19 protein-coding genes are annotated in these 17,477 nt (G+C 57.7%); 7 read left to right on the top strand and 12 right to left on the bottom strand.

Features of this window, described 5'->3' with window-relative positions:
• Position 1 precedes the first annotated feature (1 nt).
• Both GOW56_RS07915 and GOW56_RS07910 read right to left on the bottom strand, forming a co-directional pair.
• Entirely contained in the window at positions 2–370 is a 369-nt protein-coding gene (locus tag GOW56_RS07915; RefSeq protein WP_171205524.1) for a hypothetical protein, read from the bottom strand.
• A 40-nt stretch (positions 371–410) separates the two neighbouring features.
• Positions 411–728, bottom strand: a complete 318-nt coding sequence (locus GOW56_RS07910; RefSeq protein ID WP_171205523.1) for an ArsC/Spx/MgsR family protein — start codon at positions 726–728, stop codon at positions 411–413.
• A gap of 214 nt (positions 729–942) precedes the next feature.
• Between GOW56_RS07910 and GOW56_RS07905 the strand changes: the two genes are divergently transcribed.
• Entirely contained in the window at positions 943–1,149 is a 207-nt protein-coding gene (locus tag GOW56_RS07905; protein WP_152458488.1) for a cold-shock protein, read from the top strand.
• 363 nt (positions 1,150–1,512) lie between these two features.
• On the opposite strand, the gene thyX is transcribed toward GOW56_RS07905, so the two are convergent.
• Positions 1,513–2,421 carry an FAD-dependent thymidylate synthase gene (gene thyX, locus GOW56_RS07900; protein WP_171205522.1) on the bottom strand — a complete coding sequence of 303 codons (909 nt, stop codon included), beginning with the start codon at positions 2,419–2,421 and terminating at the stop codon, positions 1,513–1,515.
• A gap of 175 nt (positions 2,422–2,596) precedes the next feature.
• Here thyX and GOW56_RS07895 point away from each other — a divergent pair, with 175 nt between their 5' ends.
• Positions 2,597–3,025, top strand: coding sequence for a VOC family protein (locus GOW56_RS07895; protein WP_171167477.1), 429 nt, complete (start codon positions 2,597–2,599; stop codon positions 3,023–3,025).
• A complete protein-coding gene (locus tag GOW56_RS07890; protein WP_171205521.1) occupies positions 3,022–3,723 on the top strand; it encodes a DUF1194 domain-containing protein in 702 nt (233 codons plus the stop codon). Before GOW56_RS07895 ends, GOW56_RS07890 begins: the two co-directional genes overlap by 4 nt.
• A gap of 117 nt (positions 3,724–3,840) precedes the next feature.
• Here GOW56_RS07890 and GOW56_RS07885 read toward each other — a convergent pair whose 3' ends face one another.
• The 3 genes from GOW56_RS07885 to GOW56_RS07875 form a co-directional block, all read right to left on the bottom strand.
• A complete protein-coding gene (locus GOW56_RS07885; protein WP_371807722.1) occupies positions 3,841–4,338 on the bottom strand; it encodes a MarR family winged helix-turn-helix transcriptional regulator in 498 nt (165 codons plus the stop codon).
• A gap of 77 nt (positions 4,339–4,415) precedes the next feature.
• Positions 4,416–4,640: a succinate dehydrogenase assembly factor 2 gene (locus tag GOW56_RS07880; RefSeq protein WP_170344713.1), complete on the bottom strand. Its 225-nt coding sequence runs from the start codon at positions 4,638–4,640 to the stop codon at positions 4,416–4,418.
• 29 nt (positions 4,641–4,669) lie between these two features.
• The gene (locus tag GOW56_RS07875; RefSeq protein ID WP_171115209.1) at positions 4,670–5,062 is read right to left on the bottom strand and encodes a helix-turn-helix domain-containing protein; all 393 of its coding nucleotides are present in this window, start codon (positions 5,060–5,062) and stop codon (positions 4,670–4,672) included.
• Between the two features lie 92 nt (positions 5,063–5,154).
• On the opposite strand from GOW56_RS07875, the gene GOW56_RS07870 reads away from it, so the two are divergent.
• Positions 5,155–6,357, top strand: a complete 1,203-nt coding sequence (locus tag GOW56_RS07870; RefSeq protein WP_171205520.1) for a pyridoxal phosphate-dependent aminotransferase — start codon at positions 5,155–5,157, stop codon at positions 6,355–6,357.
• Between the two features lie 2 nt (positions 6,358–6,359).
• Positions 6,360–6,761 (top strand): hypothetical protein, encoded by a 402-nt coding sequence (locus GOW56_RS07865; RefSeq protein WP_170343830.1) that lies wholly within the window; start codon positions 6,360–6,362, stop codon positions 6,759–6,761.
• Here the strand turns inward: GOW56_RS07865 and GOW56_RS07860 are convergent.
• The 5 genes from GOW56_RS07860 to GOW56_RS07840 all read right to left on the bottom strand — a co-directional run bounded on the left by GOW56_RS07860 (position 6,758) and on the right by GOW56_RS07840 (position 13,751).
• Positions 6,758–8,116: an MATE family efflux transporter gene (locus GOW56_RS07860; protein ID WP_371807885.1), complete on the bottom strand. Its 1,359-nt coding sequence runs from the start codon at positions 8,114–8,116 to the stop codon at positions 6,758–6,760. The genes GOW56_RS07865 and GOW56_RS07860 overlap by 4 nt on opposite strands.
• Positions 8,117–8,235: 119 nt before the next feature.
• Positions 8,236–9,159: a polyphosphate kinase 2 gene (ppk2, locus tag GOW56_RS07855; protein WP_171205518.1), complete on the bottom strand. Its 924-nt coding sequence runs from the start codon at positions 9,157–9,159 to the stop codon at positions 8,236–8,238.
• Between the two features lie 263 nt (positions 9,160–9,422).
• On the bottom strand, positions 9,423–10,031 hold the full coding sequence (locus tag GOW56_RS07850) for a carboxymuconolactone decarboxylase family protein (protein ID WP_171205517.1): 609 nt from the start codon (positions 10,029–10,031) through the stop codon (positions 9,423–9,425).
• 222 nt (positions 10,032–10,253) lie between these two features.
• The gene (locus tag GOW56_RS07845; RefSeq protein WP_152458498.1) at positions 10,254–11,225 is read right to left on the bottom strand and encodes a LysR family transcriptional regulator; all 972 of its coding nucleotides are present in this window, start codon (positions 11,223–11,225) and stop codon (positions 10,254–10,256) included.
• 90 nt (positions 11,226–11,315) lie between these two features.
• Entirely contained in the window at positions 11,316–13,751 is a 2,436-nt protein-coding gene (locus GOW56_RS07840; RefSeq protein ID WP_171205516.1) for an FAD-dependent oxidoreductase, read from the bottom strand.
• A 181-nt stretch (positions 13,752–13,932) separates the two neighbouring features.
• Between GOW56_RS07840 and GOW56_RS07835 the strand changes: the two genes are divergently transcribed.
• Complete coding sequence (locus GOW56_RS07835; protein WP_171205515.1) at positions 13,933–15,453, top strand: trimethylamine methyltransferase family protein; 1,521 nt, start codon at positions 13,933–13,935, stop codon at positions 15,451–15,453.
• 73 nt (positions 15,454–15,526) lie between these two features.
• Positions 15,527–16,495 carry an agmatinase gene (locus GOW56_RS07830; protein ID WP_171205514.1) on the top strand — a complete coding sequence of 323 codons (969 nt, stop codon included), beginning with the start codon at positions 15,527–15,529 and terminating at the stop codon, positions 16,493–16,495.
• Here GOW56_RS07830 and GOW56_RS07825 read toward each other — a convergent pair.
• On the bottom strand, positions 16,492–17,472 hold the full coding sequence (locus GOW56_RS07825; protein ID WP_171115190.1) for an arginase family protein: 981 nt from the start codon (positions 17,470–17,472) through the stop codon (positions 16,492–16,494). The two genes, GOW56_RS07830 and GOW56_RS07825, sit on opposite strands and share 4 nt — an antisense overlap.
• Positions 17,473–17,477: the final 5 nt, after the last annotated feature.

Raw genomic sequence — 17,477 nt, 5'->3', positions numbered from 1 at the left:
CCTAGAAATGCGCTTTGGGCTGGTCCGGTTTACCCGCCGCCAGCCCAAGCACCCCGGCAAACCCGGCAAATGCAATCGGGAACATGGTGAAGACACCAAATCCGAATGCATAATACATCGCCCCCGCTGAAATCAGCAGCAGGATCCCGGCAACAAGGGCGCGCGCGGGCGCCATCGCCCCCCCGACAATAGCCAACAAAGGCGCGATGATCGACACGGCCTGAATCAGATCAGGGTTGTCTACCTGCCTCAGAACGCCGTCTATCTCGCCGACGTGATCGATCACGACCACTTTCGCATATCCGAAAAACCCGACGATCATCCCGATCAGCCCGGCAATCACGCCCAGGATCATGGCGGCATTACGCATTGAAGGTCCTCACTGTTGCTTGCAGGCACATAAGCATTTCTTAAGAAATACCAAGCTGCATGCGTGTTTCCGCGGTCCAGCCAAGAAACAGCTCTCCATCTTTCTCGATCAACGGGCGCTTCATCAGGGTGGGATGCTGTTTCAAAAGCTCCAAAGGTGCTTTCGCGCGCTGGTTGTCATCCAATCCGCGCCATGTCGCTGACCTGGTGTTGAGCAAAGCGTCGCCGAAGTCAGCAAGAGCCTGCGACAGCACAGCATCCGGCACGCCGTCGCTGCGGACATCCACGAACTCTGCGTCTGGCAATGTTTTCAATGCTTTGCGACAGGTGTCACAGGTTTTCAATCCATAAAGGCGCATGTTTTTACTGCTCCTGCATTTGATTGCATTTTAGGCAAACTTGCCAGTTTCCGGCGGTTATTCTTGATTTTTTACTTCACCGTGCAATGTTGAAAAAGGCGAAACACACGAAACGGACTGTTCAGAAAGTGCCAAACAGTCTTTTTTGTGGTGACGCTGACCACAGCCCCCACCAATTTGTGGGACAATGCGCAAGTAGAAGGAGACACGGGACATGCCAACCGGCACCGTGAAATGGTTCAATACCACTAAAGGTTATGGTTTTATTGCCCCTGATGAAGGGGGCAAAGATGTGTTTGTACATATCTCGGCCGTAGAACGGTCCGGCCTCACCGGACTCGCAGACAATCAGAAAGTCTCGTACGAGTTGCAGGACGGACGCGACGGCCGACAAATGGCTGCGGAATTGAAGCCGTTGTAACGACATCCCCGCTGATCGCGGGATGGATCCATTAAGGATGGCGGCCAATTTCCGGCCGTCAACCACCCCCTACCGGGCCTGTTCCATTACCCGCGCGCGGATTGTTCATTTGTGCGGCGTCGATGGTGTATATCCGTTGCAGTGGTGTCGGATACCCCGGGTTCCTGCGAACAGATCCCAGCCCCGCCCGCAAACCGGATTTCCCAGGCTTCATTGTGTGCTCGGGGCGACGCTGGCACGTTGCGACGCCCTTCGTTCCGGTTTCAGGTCATCGTGCATGCGTCGCAAAAGCCCACACTCTGCTTAGGCGATGGATCGCTTGGCATGACAATCCGAAAAAATTGGCGCCCGACAATTCGAATTCTATTTGCGAATGATCTCTTCGAACTCGCGCCACTCCCGAGCCGTCATGCCCGAGCTTTCCTGCGTGACGTTCTCACCCGCCAGCATACGGCGCAGGCTTTCAACCATCTGAGCCGACAGGTTGACGGCCCCAAGACGGTAATCCTCGAATGCTTTATACGCAAAGGGCACCCAGTCGGCGACAATCTTGCACATCGTATCAGCGTAAACTCGGATCTCATATTGAGCATGAGGGTCAGCGCGCAGTCGCAAAAAATGGAACAGGTTGTGCAGGTCGACCTTCCAGTACCACTGCGTATAGATGTTTGCGGGCAGGTTCATCCGCGCCAATTCGCGAGCCAGACCCTGCTGCCCGTCCTGGCTGATCATCGACTCGTAATTGTCATAGCACCGGGCGCTGTCGGCCTTGAGGATGTCCAGAACACGCGCGGCCTCTTCACCTTCCAGAGCAGAGCCACGGCCCTGATTGTTCACCTCTGATTGGGCGGCCACATGTTCGGGTGCGGGAATATAGAACTCACGATCCAGAATCGAATACCGCGCCGAGTATTCATTTACATTGGCCGTACGGTGCCGAATCCATTGCCGCGCCACGAAGACCGGCAGCTTCACATGCAGTTTGACCTCGCACATTTCGAAAGGGGTCGAATGCCAGTGCCGCATCAGATACCGGATCAGACCTTCGTCATTCTGAACCGATTTGGTTCCTTTGCCGTAAGACACGCGCGCGGCCTGACAGATGGCCGCATCATCGCCCATATAATCAATCACGCGGACAAAGCCGTGATCCAGAACCTGATGCGCGGTGTACAGGTGATCTTCCATTCCCGCTGAAACGACGCGACGAGTGGGATGCGATTGGGCACGTTGCGCTTCGATCTCGGCCTGTTGGTCAGCGGACAGCGGCATCAAGTTTTCCTTTCTGGCAATGAGTCGCCCCCTACTATATCTCGCCAACCGCAACATCGAAACCGCGATATATGCCGCAACCCACGCAAAATTCAGTTCGCCAGACCCAGCGGTCTCGACACGCTAGGTCGGCGCGCTAAGCTCTTTGAAAACTGAGTCGAAAAGGATGACCAAAATGGCGCTGACATATCTTCACACCATGGTCCGCGTGAAGGATCTGGAAAAATCCATGGCGTTTTACAAGCTTCTGGGCCTGAAGGAAACACGCCGCTATGACAGCGAAGCCGGGCGGTTTTCACTGATTTTCATGGCGCCTCCGGGGCAGGAGGATGCGCCGATCGAGCTGACCTACAACTGGGACGGTGATGACCGCCTTCCCAGCGACAGCCGCCATTTCGGTCACCTCGCATACGGCGTCGACAATATCTACGAGGTTTGCCAGCACCTTCAGGACAATGGCGTCACGATCAATCGCCCTCCGCGTGACGGTCGCATGGCCTTTGTACGCTCACCCGACAATATCTCGATCGAGCTTTTGCAAAACGGGGATGCGTTGGAGCCGAAGGAACCCTGGGCCAGCATGGAAAGCGTTGGCCACTGGTGATCCGGTGGGTCATAACGCTTGGGTTGGCCGCGCTGGCCAGCCCGATCAAGGCCGAGACGTGTCGTCTAGCCCTTGCATTGGCCATGGACATTTCAGTGTCGGTCGATGAGGCCGAGGACGTACTGCAACGGCAGGGTTTGGCCGCTGCCCTGATCGCACCCGAAGTGCAGGAGGCTTTTTTCTCCTCTCCCATGCCGGTTGCTTTGGCTGTTTATGAATGGAGCGGTCGTTCCACCCAGCACGTCATTTTGAATTGGTTGCTGATAGAAGATGTTGCCGACCTGCTTTTCGCCTCCGGTCAGATAAGTGCCTCTGTGAGATCAGATTCCGGATCAGCGACCGCCATGGGCTATGCCCTGGCTTACGGGTCTACCTTGATGAACCAGGCACCCGACTGCTTGTTTCAAACGATTGACCTGTCCGGAGATGGTTCAAACAACGATGGCTATGGGCCGCAAATAGCCTATCGTCACTTCGCGTTCCAGAATGTGGTGGTCAATGGCCTCGTGATCAACGCGGCGGATTTTGAAGGCGAACTTTTTCTGATCCCGTTTTTTGAAAACAATGTTCTGCATGGTCCCGGTGCCTTTTTGGAGGTCGCTCAGGGGTTCGAAGATTTCGAACGGGCCATGCGGAAAAAGCTGAAACGGGAATTGAGCGGTTTGCAGATTGGTGCGCTTGATGAAGACCCGCAATAAATCCGCGCCTGAGTGCTGCTTTTGCGGGCCTGTTCTCTGGACCGGCATTTGAACAAGGCCGCCAGGCCTGTGCATCAGTGCAGGACGGTTTTGGTTCTGCGCGACACACAACCCCGGTCAGTAGATGTATCGGATCTGGTCGGTCCAATATCGCTCCACCCGGCGCAGTGACGTGGTGATGTCTTCGATACCTTCCAACTCCAACACGCCCCTGCTTTGCAATCCTTCGGCGTGACGCGCAAACAGGTCGGACACGATATTGCGGATTTCCCTGCCTCGTGGTGTCAGACGTACGCGGACAGAGCGGCGGTCAATCTCGCATCTCTGGTGGTGCATATACCCCATCTCAACCAGCTTCTTGAGGTTGTAGCTGACATTGCTGCCCTGATAGTAGCCGCGGCTTTTCAGCTCGCCCGCCGTCACTTCGTGATCGCCGATATTGAACAGCAGCAGCGCCTGAACCGCGTTGATTTCCAGCACGCCGACGCGCTCGAATTCATCCTTGATGACATCCAGCAGCAACCGATGCAGCCGCTCCACCAGGGCCAGTGCCTCAAGATAGCTGGTCATGAACCCCTTGGCTTCAAGCCCGGAGACCTGCATTTCCATACTCATCCGACCCTCCGATTCAGTCGTGCTGTTTGAGACACGATGACCTGAAAGTCCGAAAAATCGGTTAAGCCGGTATTTTCTTATTTCTGAAAGGTCTGCGCGATGTTTGAAATCAGACTGGCAAACTGCGCCGGCGGCTGCACCTGACCTGTGACCCATTGATAAAGGTCCTGATCGTTTTCGTGCAGCAGCGCGTCAAAGACATCCAGCCCGGCGGCATCCATATCTGCCAGGTTGCGATCGGCATAAGCGGACAGGATAATGTCCATCTCTTTGATCCCGCGCCGCATGGATCGCATTTTCATTCGCTTGATGCGTACGTCCCGGGGTTCACTCAATTCTTCTGCTCCAGCATCAGACGCATTTTCTTTTCCAGACGCGCCGCACGTTCAGCGCAAACCCGCATCTCTCCTCGGATGGCGCGCAGTTCGGCCACCGCGGTCGACAGTTCCATTCCACCTTCGCCCTCTTCCACCGGGGCATCCATGCCATCGCCCTCACCGGTCAGCAGCCACATGATCGAGACATTGACCAGCCCCGCCATCATCGACAACCGGTTCGCACGCGGCTCGGACAGATCGTTTTCCCAATCGACAATCGTCGTCTTCTTGACCCCAAGGCGGCGCGCCAGCTCTGCCTGGGTCATTCCGGCCGCTTCGCGCGCGCCTGCCAGACGGTCCCCGAATGTCGCAGACTCAGGTCCATACCAGTCTTTTTCATCATTCATCGGGGTCTCCAATTCACATTGTCCATTCGGCTTGATCGTCATTCCGGCGCACCCTATGACAGTCGGGTTGAACATACAAACCGAGGCCATCCATGAGTTTCCTGTCTGCGACACTGTCACGCGTTAAACCATCGCCCACGATCGCCATGACAGCCAAGGCCGCCGAGTTGAAAGCCGCCGGGCGCGACGTGATCGGCCTGAGCGCGGGTGAGCCGGATTTCGACACCCCGCAAAACATCAAGGACGCCGCCGTTGCAGCGATTGCAGCCGGAAAAACCAAGTACACCGCACCGGACGGCATTCCGGAACTGAAGCAGGCGGTTTGCGCCAAGATGAAGCGCGATCACGGGCTTGACTACACGCCCGCGCAGATCTCGGTTGGAACGGGCGGAAAGCAGACGCTGTACAACGCCTTGATGGCAACAATGAATGACGGTGACGAGGTCATCATCCCCGCGCCATATTGGGTAAGCTACCCCGACATGGTTTTGCTGGCAGGTGGAACGCCGGTTGTTGTTGAAACGACGCTGGCCAACAGCTTCAAGCTGACGGCAGAACAACTGGAAGCCGCCATCACCCCAAGGACAAAGTGGTTCATCTTCAACTCGCCCTCGAACCCGACAGGCGCAGGGTACAGCCGGGATGAGCTCAAGGCCCTCACCGATGTTCTGATGCGCCATCCGCATGTTTGGATCATGTCGGACGACATGTATGAACACCTGGCCTATGACGGGTTTGAATTCTGCACGCCTGCCGAGGTGGAGCCCGGCCTGTATGACAGGACGCTCACCTGCAACGGTGTTTCGAAAGCCTACGCCATGACCGGCTGGCGCATCGGTTATGCGGCCGGTCCGGTCGAACTCATCTCGGCGATGCGCAAGATCCAGTCGCAATCCACCTCGAACCCCTGCTCGATCAGCCAGTGGGCGGCGGTGGAAGCGCTGAACGGAACACAGGATTTTCTGACGCCGAACAATGAAACGTTCAAACGCCGCCGTGATCTGGTGGTGCGCATGTTGGACGAGATTGACGGCATAACCTGCCCGACACCCGAGGGCGCGTTTTATGTCTACCCCTCGATCGCCGGGCTGATTGGCAAAACGACACCCGCGGGAACCGTCATCGAAAACGATGAAGCCTTTGCCACGGCCCTGCTGGAAGAGGCGGATGTCGCCGTCGTGTTTGGCGCGGCCTTCGGCCTGTCACCCAACTTCCGGGTCAGCTATGCGACGTCCGATGCAGCCCTGACCGAAGCTTGCGCTCGTATACAGCGCTTTTGTGCATCTCTGAGGTAAACATGTCTGCCGACCTGCCCGAATATTATTTTCGTATCCGTGAAAACGGGGCCGCGGTGTTTCGGATCGATACGGAAAACCGCCAGCGCCGGATCGAGATGGACCAGATCGCCGTCATCAACATCCGCAACGGTGAGGTCAAGCCGCACGGCCAACGGGTTTTGTCCGAACGGGATCAGGCAGAGATCGCCCAATGGATGGACGAGCGCCGGGCCGTACTGGCCCAGCGCGACATCGACGACATTCACCGCGCTGTCGACTATCTGAATCTGACAACGCAATGGGCGCAGTCCAAGGCAAGCGACGAACAGCTTGAGGATGTAACCGACAGGTTGCTGATGGCGATGCACGATCTGCGCACGGTTCTGGTTCGGAAAAAGGCCGACCGGTTGAGCAAAGACTAGGCAGGTTCCGCTGGCGCCTGCATCTGCCGCACCGAATGCATCCAGAACCGGGCCATCAGCAGCACCGCCGCGAAGGCCAGGCCAAGCACCAGTCCCAGCCAGACACCGATGCCATCCATCTGACGGACGAAGCCGAAATAGTAGGACGCCGGAATTCCCACCACCCAATAGCTGAGCGCCGCCATAACCATCGGTATCTTGGCATCCTGCAAACCACGCAGCAGTCCCAGCGCAATCACCTGCGCCCCGTCGACCAGTTGGAACAGGGCAGCCATGGCCAGCAATCCTGTCCCGATTGCCAGAATTTGTCCGCGCTGCGGATCATCGGCCTCCATGAACAGGGAAATCAGCGGCTCGGCATATGTCAGGAACAGGATGACGGTCACGACGGACATGACCAGCGACATGCCCGTCACGGCAATCGCACCTTTCTCCAGATGCGCCTTGTCCCGGCGGCCCAACGCGTTGCCGGCCCGGATGGTGGCCGCATTTGACAGCCCCAGGTGCACCATGAATGTGGCCGACGCCAGATTCAGGGCGATCCCGTGCGCGGCCAGCGGGACCTGACCCAGCCAGCCCATCATCACGGCGGATGTTGCAAACAGCGACACCTCGGCCAGGGTGGTCAGGCCAATGGGCACGCCCAGTTTCCACACGCTGATGAACATTTCCCAATCCGGACGCCAGAAGCGCTGGAACAGGCTGTGTTCCGGCAAGGTCCGGACCACATAGACGACAACCGCGACCAGAGAAACGACCTGCGTCGCGATCGAAGCGATCGCAGCGCCCATCACGCCCAGTTCCGGCGCGCCCCAATTGCCAAAGATCAGCGCATAGTTGGTAAACCCGTTCACAACCGCCGCCGTAACCGTGATCCACAGCACGATCTGAGTTCGCTCCAGAGCCGCAAGGTAGGATTTCAACACCATCACGATGAGCGCCGGAAACAACCCCCAACCGGCAACACGCAAATATTCCGACGCGGTTTCAGCGATATGCGGCTCTTGTTTCATGGCGATCAGGATCGGATAGGACCACCACAACAACGGCATGACCACCGCAGCGTATAGCAGTGACAACCACAGCCCCATGCGCGTCGAGCGGCGAATGCTGGTTTCGTCCCCTTCTGCCGCGGCGGTGGCAACCATCGGCATGACGGCCCAGCCAAAGCCTGCACCAAACAAAAACAGAACGAAATAATAGCTGCTGGCTAGGGTAACCGCTGCCAGCGCCTCGACCCCGTACCAGCCCAGCATGACGGTGTCGGTCAGGCCGATGGCAAACTGCGCCAGATGGCCACCGATCAACGGCAGGCCAAGCACGGCAATTGCCCGAAAGTGGGCCGGATATGTCATCACTTTTGTCATCGCACCAGCCATATGCGCGGGCTTGGCGCGAGACAAGGGATGATCGCCAAAATGTCAGCATGATACTTCGATGCCCGCTGGCGCAGTCCAGGCGGGCACCGGCGTGATTAACGAGCGTCCGGATGCAGTGCTGTACCCAGAATATGCTCGGAGCGGTGAATCACGTGATGCGCCTGCCCCACGATCAACGGATCGGGCTCACCCACAATGTCGTGATCCTTGCCCGGATAGTCCAGCGTCGACAGGAAATGGCGCATACAATTCAGCCGCGCGCGTTTCTTGTCATTCGACTTGATGATCGTCCACGGCGCGTCCGCGGTATCGGTGTAAAAGAACATGGCCTCTTTTGCTTCGGTATAATCGTCCCACTTGCTGAGGCTGGCCTTGTCAATCGGTGACAATTTCCACTGTTTCAGAGGATCCGTCTCGCGACTTTTGAAACGACGCTGCTGTTCTTCCTGCGTGACCGAGAACCAGTATTTGTAAAGCTGGATGCCCGAACGCACCAGCATCCGCTCCAACTCCGGCGTCTGCCGCATGAATTCCAGATATTCATTGGGAGAGCAGAAGCCCATCACCCGCTCGACACCCGCGCGGTTGTACCAGGACCGGTCGTAGAACACCATTTCGCCAACTGTTGGCAGTTCCTGAATATAGCGCTGGTAATACCACTGCCCCTTTTCTTCCCAAGTGGGTTTATTCAAGGCCACGACCCGGGCCTGACGCGGATTGAGGTGCTCCATAAACCGCTTTATTGTACCGCCCTTGCCGGCAGCATCGCGCCCTTCGAACAGCAGAACGAAACGCTGCCCGGTTTCCTGCGCCCACAACTGAACCTTCAGCAACTCTGCCTGAAGCTTGGCCTTCTGTTCTTCGTACACCGACCGCGCCATCTTGCGGCCATAGGGGTACTTGCCGCTTTCAAACGCCTGCCGGATCTTTTCAGGGCTGGGCTCTGCGACCTCTGCAACCGGCGTCGGCCTGGTCTTGACCTGAGTTGAATTTGTTTCGACCCGAGCAATGGCTTCCATGAAATCTTTCCTTTTCTGTTGTCCCGGAAAGGAGCTAGCAGAAAGGCCACGGATGCGCTTTGATTGGGGTCAAATTGATGCCTCAAAAACCCATATATTCCGCACTGGATACAAGGTTCCGATACAAACGCCGTTTTTCAAGCTGTGCCCGAGCGGCCCTTGCCTGAATCCTCAAGAGGATCTTCTAATCGACCTCGGCCAACATGGCCGAGGCTGGCGCCCGTTTGGCGCACCGGATCTGCCGATACCCCTTGCTTCAGGCTTTATCGATGCCCCCAATCGTCAGGGTTGTCAGAGTTGTTGGGCGACAGACCCAATTCGTCGCCTTCCGTCGAACATCCCAGCCCCAGAACCATGCGGTTCGCATAAGAGAAGTAGGAACAGACCTGATTGATCTCGAGGATTTCTCCATCATCCCACCCTGCCGTGCGCAGCGCGATCACATCCACTTCGACCAGATCGCCCGGATCCTCGGTCAGCTTGCGCGCATAGGCCATGGCCGCCACCTGCGCTGCATCCAATGGCGCGGCGGCCGGATCGCGGGCTTCGATCGCGGCCCGGATCGCGTTTCCCCGTTCTTCGTTGGCCAGCAACCGCTGCAACCCTGCGAAATGGTGTTCGACGCAATATCCGCATCGGTTCAGAGAGCTGACCCACACGCCCAGCACCTCGAGAAACCATTTCGGTATCTTGTTGCCCGAGTGATGCAGCACCGCCTTGTAGATCGCCATGTGCCCTTCCATCGAATGCGGACGCAACGAATGCGCCATCATGATATTGTCCACATTGTTGCCCGGGCCCGTGACGCGGTCATAGAGTTTCTTCAGCCTGCCTGTGGCCTGCTCGAATGGGATGGTTCTGATCCAGCTCATTTGGCTTCCTGTTGACGTGATTGCCTGTCCTTCAGAGACTAGAAGCGCTTTGAGCCCGAGGCGAGACGAATTCGACACCCCGTTAGAAAGAACCCGGACCAGCACAAACCGCAATTCGAACGTCGGCCCGGTTTCCCCAAGCACCAACACGGCATGTCCAATTTAAGCCCTGCGAGCATCCGCCCTAAACCATCAGCCGTTCGGCACCCCGGTCAGATTGGGCTAGACGCCCTCTATCTCCATGGTGCGGAACTCATTCTTCAGCCAATTGTGCCGGGCACACATCGGTCTTGTGAAATGCTGACGTATCAATTTGCTCATGGCCTTCTGGATCAGCACCGACGTCGTTGCTGGGTATACTTCAGTTGTAAACAGCGACACTGTGCGAACGAAGTTGCTACCGGGAAATGGCATAGCCTTTACGCTGTTGTGAAACCTCTGCGTTCGGTGGAAACACGCGGCGGTCGTGATTGCCCACCCGCTGCCCTGCGCAACCAAGCCGATGATGGATTGATTACACTCCAGCTCAAACCGGTTGGGCAGGCTGTATTTGCTCCGGGCCAACTGCGTTTCAATCTGCTTGCCGATCACATAGTCACGCGAATACCTCAACAATGGCAGGTCGGCATCCGGGTTGAACAGCTCGTCCGGGGACCCTTCGAACTTGTTGGGAACCACGACGATGAAGGGATCTCTCATCAACGGGTATTCGATCAGCCCCTCGGTACGGCCCAGCGGTCGTGTGGCGACGCCCACGTCAAGCTTGTGTTCCTGAAGTTTGGCAAGAATTTCGTGGCTCGGGCGCGTGAAATGGCGGAAATTGCACCGCGGCAGAGCCTGCGCCAGAAAACGAACAAGGTCGGGCGCGATCTGGTTGTCGAAATCATCGATCAAAGCCAGCCGCAGATCCGTCGCATGCTGCCAGTTTCCCGTTCGTATCTCGGCCTCACCGCGTTTCAGCACAGTCAGACCCTCACGCACATAGCGGGCAAACACCTCGCCCGCCGGCGTCAGGCCCATCGGGCGGCGCCCATGGTCGACCAATTCAATACCCAACGCGCGTTCGAGGCTGCGCAGGTGGTTCGAAACCGTGCTGATCGACAAGTCTGTTTCTGATGCGACTTGCTGAATCGATCCGGATTTGGCGATCAACTGAAACACTTCCAGCCATCGAAGACTCAGAGATTTGGACACGGCAACCGACCATTGTTTCGATTTGTTCGAAACTAGCGAAGCAAAGTTTTGCCCATGCGGCAATGAAGAAGTTGATCGAAACGGTCGATTCTAGGCTTTCATCCGCACAAAATCCGGGTCGTACGGGCTTGGGCTGATAACCGTCGCACCAATCCGTTTCCCGCAGCTGTCCAGTTCCATTTCGCGGCCAAGCTGCGCCAGGGACGGATGAATGAAAGCGTGCGCCAGATTTAGCTCCGTGCGATACCCCCATTCGCCCGACGTGATGGTGCCAACGACAGTATCATCCTGCATCAGTGATGCGCCGGGATGCGCGGGGCCAAGGGATGAATCGATGCGCAAGGGGACCAGCTTGCGTCGTGGTCCATCCGATTTCCGTTTCAACAAGGCATCACGCCCCACGAAGGCGCCCTTGTCCAGTCGGACGAACCGATCCAAGCCGGTTTCAAAAGGATCAAATTCGGTGATCAGATCGGCTTTCCAGTGCAAAAAGCTCTTCTCCATGCGCATGGATTCAACGGCCCTGGCACCGAACAGTTTCAGCCCATGCGTTTCGCCGGCCTCGCGCAAGGCAAGATAGGCCGCATAGAGCGAGGCGTTGGGAACATGGATTTCATAGGCCAACTCGCCCGAGAAACTGAGGTTCATAACCGTCGCCGGAGCAATACCGACAAAGCACTCGCGCACGCTGAGCCACGGGAACGCATCTGCCGACCAATCTCCTCTGGCGCAGGCTGACAAGACAGAACGCGACTTCGGGCCAGCCAGAACCAGAATGGTCTGATCATTTGTCAGGCTGCGCAACTGAACGTCCTCATCGATGCGCAGATGCAAGCGCAACCAATCCATGTCGTGAAACTCGCTCGCCGCGGCGGAACCATACCAAACGCGGGCCGGCCCCCTGTCGCAGGCGGGCAGATTGGCAATCGTCGCTTCTGCCTTGATCATACCGTGGTCGTTCAACAGGTATCCCAACCCGACACGCCCGTCACGCCGAGAGACCAATCCACAAAACAACCGGTCCAGAAATGCGTGCCTGTCGGATCCTGTGATCTCGATGCGGTTGAACCCGTTGACCTCTGCAAGCCCGACGCCGGTTCGAATGCTTTCGACTTCGGCAGCTACCAAGTCGAAGGTTTCGTCAAAATCGAAACCAAGCGTCGGCGAAAATCCGGGATCGGGTTTGATATAGTCCACCCTCTCCCACCCGTTGACCACAGTGAACTCGGCCCCTTCGGATGCCAGAACAGGCGTCAGAGGGGTCGTCTTGGCGGGTCGGCCCGCAGGGCGATGTTCATGCGGAAAGTGGAACCTGAATTCGTTCTGGTAATCTTCAATCGCCTTTAGTGCCGTGAGTTCCACATTTGCATGTCCGGCGAACCTTCGGGGATCGAGGCACCACGTGTCATAGCATGCCTCGCCATGCACGATCTGCTGTGCCAGCAACCATCCGTGACCGCCACCTTCACCCAGCCCGGCCCGCAGGCCAATGATACAAAACGCGTTGCGTTTTCCCGGGATCGGACCGACCAGAGGCGCCCCGTCAATTGTGTAGGTGATTGGCCCGTTGACCACGGTGTGAATACCAACCTCCATCAAGGCAGGCATGCGCGCGAAGGCCCCTTCCAGCACATCGGTCACACGGTCCAGATCATCCGGGCACAAAGCGTTCACGAAGTTCGGATCGATCCCGTCCATACCCCAGGTCTTACATCCCTGCTCGTAGAACCCGAGTAGCAGCCCGTTCTTTTCCTGTCGGCAATAATAGTCGCTGATCGGGCAGCGCAGCAGCGGCATCCGATGCCCGGCATCCCGGATAGCCTCGATTTCTTCGGTCAGGAAATACTGATGTTCCATGGACGACACGGGATGATGAACACCCATCATGGCGCCGACTTCGTTGACCCTGTAACCACAGGCGTTGACGACGACATCACAGTCGATATCCCCGTGCTCGGTATGCACGGTCCAGGTGTCATCGTTGTGCTGTGTCAGCGCGGTCACCGGCGTACTTCGATACACCTCGGCGCCCGCCTTGCGTGCCCGGCGCGCAAGGGCCTGGCACAATTGCGCCGGATCGATGTCGCCGTCCAGCGGATCCCAAAGCCCACCGATGAGATTATCGGTCGAAATCAACGGGTGTCTCCGAGCACATTCATCCGCGTCTATCACCTCGAAATGCACGTCCATCCCCCGCGCCATGGACGCAAAGTGACGATAGCCCTGCATCTGCCCTTCGGTGTTGGCCAGACGGATCCCACCGTCTGCGTGGTGATAGTTGATAGGGTAATCCGGATCGTCGGCCAGTTCCTTGTACAGACGGATCGAATGAGATTTCAGGCCGACCATCGTCTGGTTCATGCCGAAATTGGTGACCTGCGCCGCCGAATGCCATGTCGTGCCCGAGGTCAGTTCATTCCGTTCGACCAAAACCACATCGGTCCACCCTTCCCGGGTCAGGTGGTAGAGCGTCGAACATCCGGCGATCCCGCCCCCTATCACAACGGCTCTGGTACGCGACTTCATGGCATTGCTCCTTCAACTTCGGCACCAGTCTTGCTGAATAACGGGATGGGCATACAACAGGGCAGATGCGGGTGCCGGAAAATCGAAACCGCGATTTCGAATTCTGAAAACGGCACTTCTTCTTTGATACCGGGACAAGTTGGGTCCTAGGGTGCAGGAAAACGCAAGGTAACGTAAACGAATGCCATCGGAGAGCGTCAAAAGAAGCGGTCGAAAGGCACGGCACGCACAGCGTGCGGCCAAGCCCGTTTTTGACCCTTGCCCGCCCGGTCAGAAAGGCGGGACATTCAGGCCCTTAAGCATTTCGGAAATCGAGAAAATTTACGACACCGCGCTGCGTCTGCTGGAAGAACTGGGGATGGGAGACGTGCCGGACAGGCTGGCCATCGACCTCAGGGCAGCGGGGGCTCAGGACCGGGAACAGAACCGGCTGGTTTTTCCCCGTTCAATGGTCGAACAGGCCATCGCCTCGGCCGCGAAGAGCTTCACCTTTCATGGCCGGGATGAAAACCGGTCCATCGAGGTGGGTGGCGACCGCGTGTATTTTGGCACCGGCGGTGCTGCGGTTCAGACACTTGATATCAACAGTGGGCTTTATCGCCCGTCTACCCTGGCGGATCTGCATGATTTCACCCGGCTACAGGATACGCTGGCCAATGTCAGTTGGTTCACCCGGTGCTGCGTGGCGACCGACGTCCCCGATGTGTTCGATCTGGACGTCAACACGGTTTATGCTTTGGTACGGAACACAACCAAACCAATAGCAACGTCTTTCACGTTGGCGGAACATGTCGGCCCGATTGTCGAGATGCTGGACATCGTCGCCGGAGGGGTCGGGGAATTCGCCAAACGCCCCTTCCTGAAAGCGCATATAAGTCCGATCATTTCACCAATGCGATACGGCGAGGATGCCGTGGATGTTGTCTATGAATGCATCGCCCATAACATACCGATGTCCTGCATCACGGCCGCGCAGGCGGGTGCGACCGCCCCGGCAACTCTGGCCGGATTTCTGGCGCAATCACTGGCCGAAACGCTGGCCAGCCTCGTGATGGTCAATGCGATCAAACCCGGCTTTCCGATGGTCTTTTCCAACTGGCCTTTCATCGTGGATCTCAGGACCGGCTCTTTCGCAGGTGGCAGCGGTGAGACCGCAATCCTGAATGCAGCGTCAGCGCAAATCACGAACTGGCTGGGTTTGCCATCGGGTGTGGCCGCTTCGATGGCCGATGCCAAGGCCATCGACGCCCAGCATGGGGCAGAAAAAGGCATCACGTCGCTGGCGGCAGCGCTGGCAGGAGGCAATCTGATCTATGAAAGTTCGGGGATGACGGCATCTCTGCTCGGGGTCAGCTTCGAGGCCTTTGTTCTGGACAACGAAATGCACTCGCACACGTATCGCATCCTGCGCGGGATCGAAGTCACCGAAGCGAACCTTGGCTTTGACGCCATCTGCCATTCGGTTCTGGGCGAGGGGCATTTTCTGGGCAGCGAGCAAACCTATGAAGCCATGGAACGAGATTACTTCTATCCGAAACTCGCCGATCGCCAGGAGCCTCGCACGTGGCAAACAGACGGTGCACTGGATGCATGGTCATCCGCACGGCAAGTCGCTCAAGAGGTGTTGAGCACGCATCACCCTGAATACCTCACCTCAGAACAAGACGCCGAAATTCGCCGACGTTTTCGTATCCTGCCCTGAATGACGGCGGGCATTCCCAGCACGTTGCCGAACCGTTAGGGTCACTGGAGAAACTTGTATAGGATGGGGCATCATGGCCGATTCATTTTTTCAACCGGTATCCGCCATGGAACTGGCCCGATTTGCCGGCATTCCCGCATTCATGCGCCTGCCTATTCTGGATCTGGCGCACGAACGGATCTCGGAGGTCGAACTGGGCCTCGTGGGGATCCCTTGGGACGGCGGAACCACAAATCGCCCCGGCGCCCGGCATGGTCCGCGGCAACTGAGGGACTATTCCACGATGATCCGGGCGATGAACCCGGTTACGGGAGTGGCACCGTTTGCAATGGTGAACTGCGCAGATCTAGGAGACGTTGCCCCCAATCCCGTCGACATAGAAGACACGCTGGATCGGGTCACGCGTTTCTACACGGATCTTCAAGCCCGCAACATCACACCATTGACCGCCGGAGGGGATCACCTGACCACCCTGCCCGTCCTGCGAGCCGTGGCCGCTTCGGGTCCGGTTGGCCTGATCCAGTTCGACAGTCACACGGACTTGTTCGACACTTATTTCGGAGGTCACAAATTCACCCACGGCACCCCGTTCCGCCGCGCGGTCGAGGAAGGGTTGGTGGACCCGAAGCGTTTTGTACAAGTCGGGATTCGCGGCACGGCCTACAACACTGAAGATATCGAATGGGGCGAGGCGCAGGGCATCCGCATCATCCGTATCGAAGAGCTGTTCGACAGGGGCATGGACGACGTTATGAACGAGGTACGCGATATCGTTGGCATGCAGCCGACCTATTGCACCTATGACATCGACTTTGTCGATCCAACTTACGCCCCCGGCACAGGAACACCTGAAATCGGCGGGCCCAACAGCTTTCAGGCCCAGCAGGTCATTCGCAGGATGTCCGGTCTGAACCTTGTTGGCGCCGATCTTGTCGAAGTGTCACCGCCATTCGACCCCCAAGGTGGAACGGCGTGGCTTGGCATCTCGCTGATGTTCGAGTTGCTGTGTGTTCTGGCACAGGCGATCGACGCGCGGCGCTAGGCCCGCGCGACGTTCTCGGCGATCATCGAAATCATCTCGAACACCACGGCCGCCGCCGTCAGCGCGGTGATGTTGTTGGGGCTGTCCTTGGTGGGCATCATGCAGACCACATCGCCGCCGATGATGTTCAATCCGCGCGCCGCGCGCAGGATGCCGACCGCCTCATCTATGTCAAACCCCTTCTCACCCGGTTCCAGATTGGACACGGCCGGCGCGACGGTTGGGTCCAGACAGTCCAGATCGAAGGTGATGTAAACCGGGCGGTCACCCAAAACCTCTTTGGTCTGCGCGACCACATCGGCCAACCCGCGCTGTCGGAACTCTCGCATTGTGACGATATTGTACCCGTAGTCATAAGACGGTTGCAGCCAGTCCAGGCTGCGTGGATGGCCCCGCAGACCGATCTGCATCGACCGGGTTGGATCCACCTGCCCCTGATCGGCCAGATAGGCCCCCCAGTGAGCCGCTGATTTCTTGGCACCAAGAAAGTGATCAACCTTGGTGAAGACATCCGTATGCGCGTCCAGATGCAGAAAGCTGACCGGCTGCCCGCCTGCAAGCTTGCCGCCACCCAGGGCCTGAACAATGCCACCGGTGATGGAATGGTCGCCTCCGACGGAAACGGGGCGCGCTCCGGCCGCGTCTATGGTCTTGTAGAATTCAGTGATGCGTTCGATGCAGTCTTCGTTGTCGTTGGCCTTTGGAAAAGGCACATCACCAACATCGGCGATCCGCGCACTCTGCCAAGGATCAATTTCAAAGACCGAATGCACCCTGCGTTGTACGGCCGAGACATGCCGCAACGCGCGTGGTCCCAGGTGCTGGTCCCTTTCGGTCGTGCCGTTGCCCGTCGAATGCGGCACGCCCGCCAGTGCGATATCCTGCCCTTCGGGCCCGACATTGGGACACCGGAACAGTGTGGGCACGCCCCACCAATACAGGTTGTCCATCATCGATTGTTCGTACGGGTCGGTCATGATTT

Origin of the sequence: Ruegeria sp. HKCCA0235A (assembly GCF_013033235.1) — a bacterium.
Taxonomy (GTDB): Bacteria; Pseudomonadota; Alphaproteobacteria; order Rhodobacterales; family Rhodobacteraceae; genus Ruegeria.
The sequence above is the reverse complement of the archived record's forward strand: the minus strand, read 5'-3'. Positions and strand labels throughout refer to the sequence as shown.

Coding starts and splice junctions, on each gene's coding strand:
- GOW56_RS07895 (WP_171167477.1), top strand. CDS start 2,597: ATGGCGCTGACATATCTTCACACCATGGTCCGCGTGAAGGATCTGGAA.
- GOW56_RS07835 (WP_171205515.1), top strand. CDS start 13,933: ATGCCATCGGAGAGCGTCAAAAGAAGCGGTCGAAAGGCACGGCACGCA.
- GOW56_RS07910 (WP_171205523.1), bottom strand. CDS start 728: ATGCGCCTTTATGGATTGAAAACCTGTGACACCTGTCGCAAAGCATTG.
- GOW56_RS07840 (WP_171205516.1), bottom strand. CDS start 13,751: ATGAAGTCGCGTACCAGAGCCGTTGTGATAGGGGGCGGGATCGCCGGA.
- ppk2 (WP_171205518.1), bottom strand. CDS start 9,159: ATGGAAGCCATTGCTCGGGTCGAAACAAATTCAACTCAGGTCAAGACC.
- thyX (WP_171205522.1), bottom strand. CDS start 2,421: ATGCCGCTGTCCGCTGACCAACAGGCCGAGATCGAAGCGCAACGTGCC.
- GOW56_RS07830 (WP_171205514.1), top strand. CDS start 15,527: ATGGCCGATTCATTTTTTCAACCGGTATCCGCCATGGAACTGGCCCGA.
- GOW56_RS07860 (WP_371807885.1), bottom strand. CDS start 8,116: ATGACATATCCGGCCCACTTTCGGGCAATTGCCGTGCTTGGCCTGCCG.
- GOW56_RS07905 (WP_152458488.1), top strand. CDS start 943: ATGCCAACCGGCACCGTGAAATGGTTCAATACCACTAAAGGTTATGGT.
- GOW56_RS07880 (WP_170344713.1), bottom strand. CDS start 4,640: ATGAAAATGCGATCCATGCGGCGCGGGATCAAAGAGATGGACATTATC.
- GOW56_RS07850 (WP_171205517.1), bottom strand. CDS start 10,031: ATGAGCTGGATCAGAACCATCCCATTCGAGCAGGCCACAGGCAGGCTG.
- GOW56_RS07915 (WP_171205524.1), bottom strand. CDS start 370: ATGCGTAATGCCGCCATGATCCTGGGCGTGATTGCCGGGCTGATCGGG.
- GOW56_RS07875 (WP_171115209.1), bottom strand. CDS start 5,062: ATGAATGATGAAAAAGACTGGTATGGACCTGAGTCTGCGACATTCGGG.
- GOW56_RS07825 (WP_171115190.1), bottom strand. CDS start 17,472: ATGACCGACCCGTACGAACAATCGATGATGGACAACCTGTATTGGTGG.
- GOW56_RS07885 (WP_371807722.1), bottom strand. CDS start 4,338: ATGAGTATGGAAATGCAGGTCTCCGGGCTTGAAGCCAAGGGGTTCATG.
- GOW56_RS07865 (WP_170343830.1), top strand. CDS start 6,360: ATGTCTGCCGACCTGCCCGAATATTATTTTCGTATCCGTGAAAACGGG.
- GOW56_RS07870 (WP_171205520.1), top strand. CDS start 5,155: ATGAGTTTCCTGTCTGCGACACTGTCACGCGTTAAACCATCGCCCACG.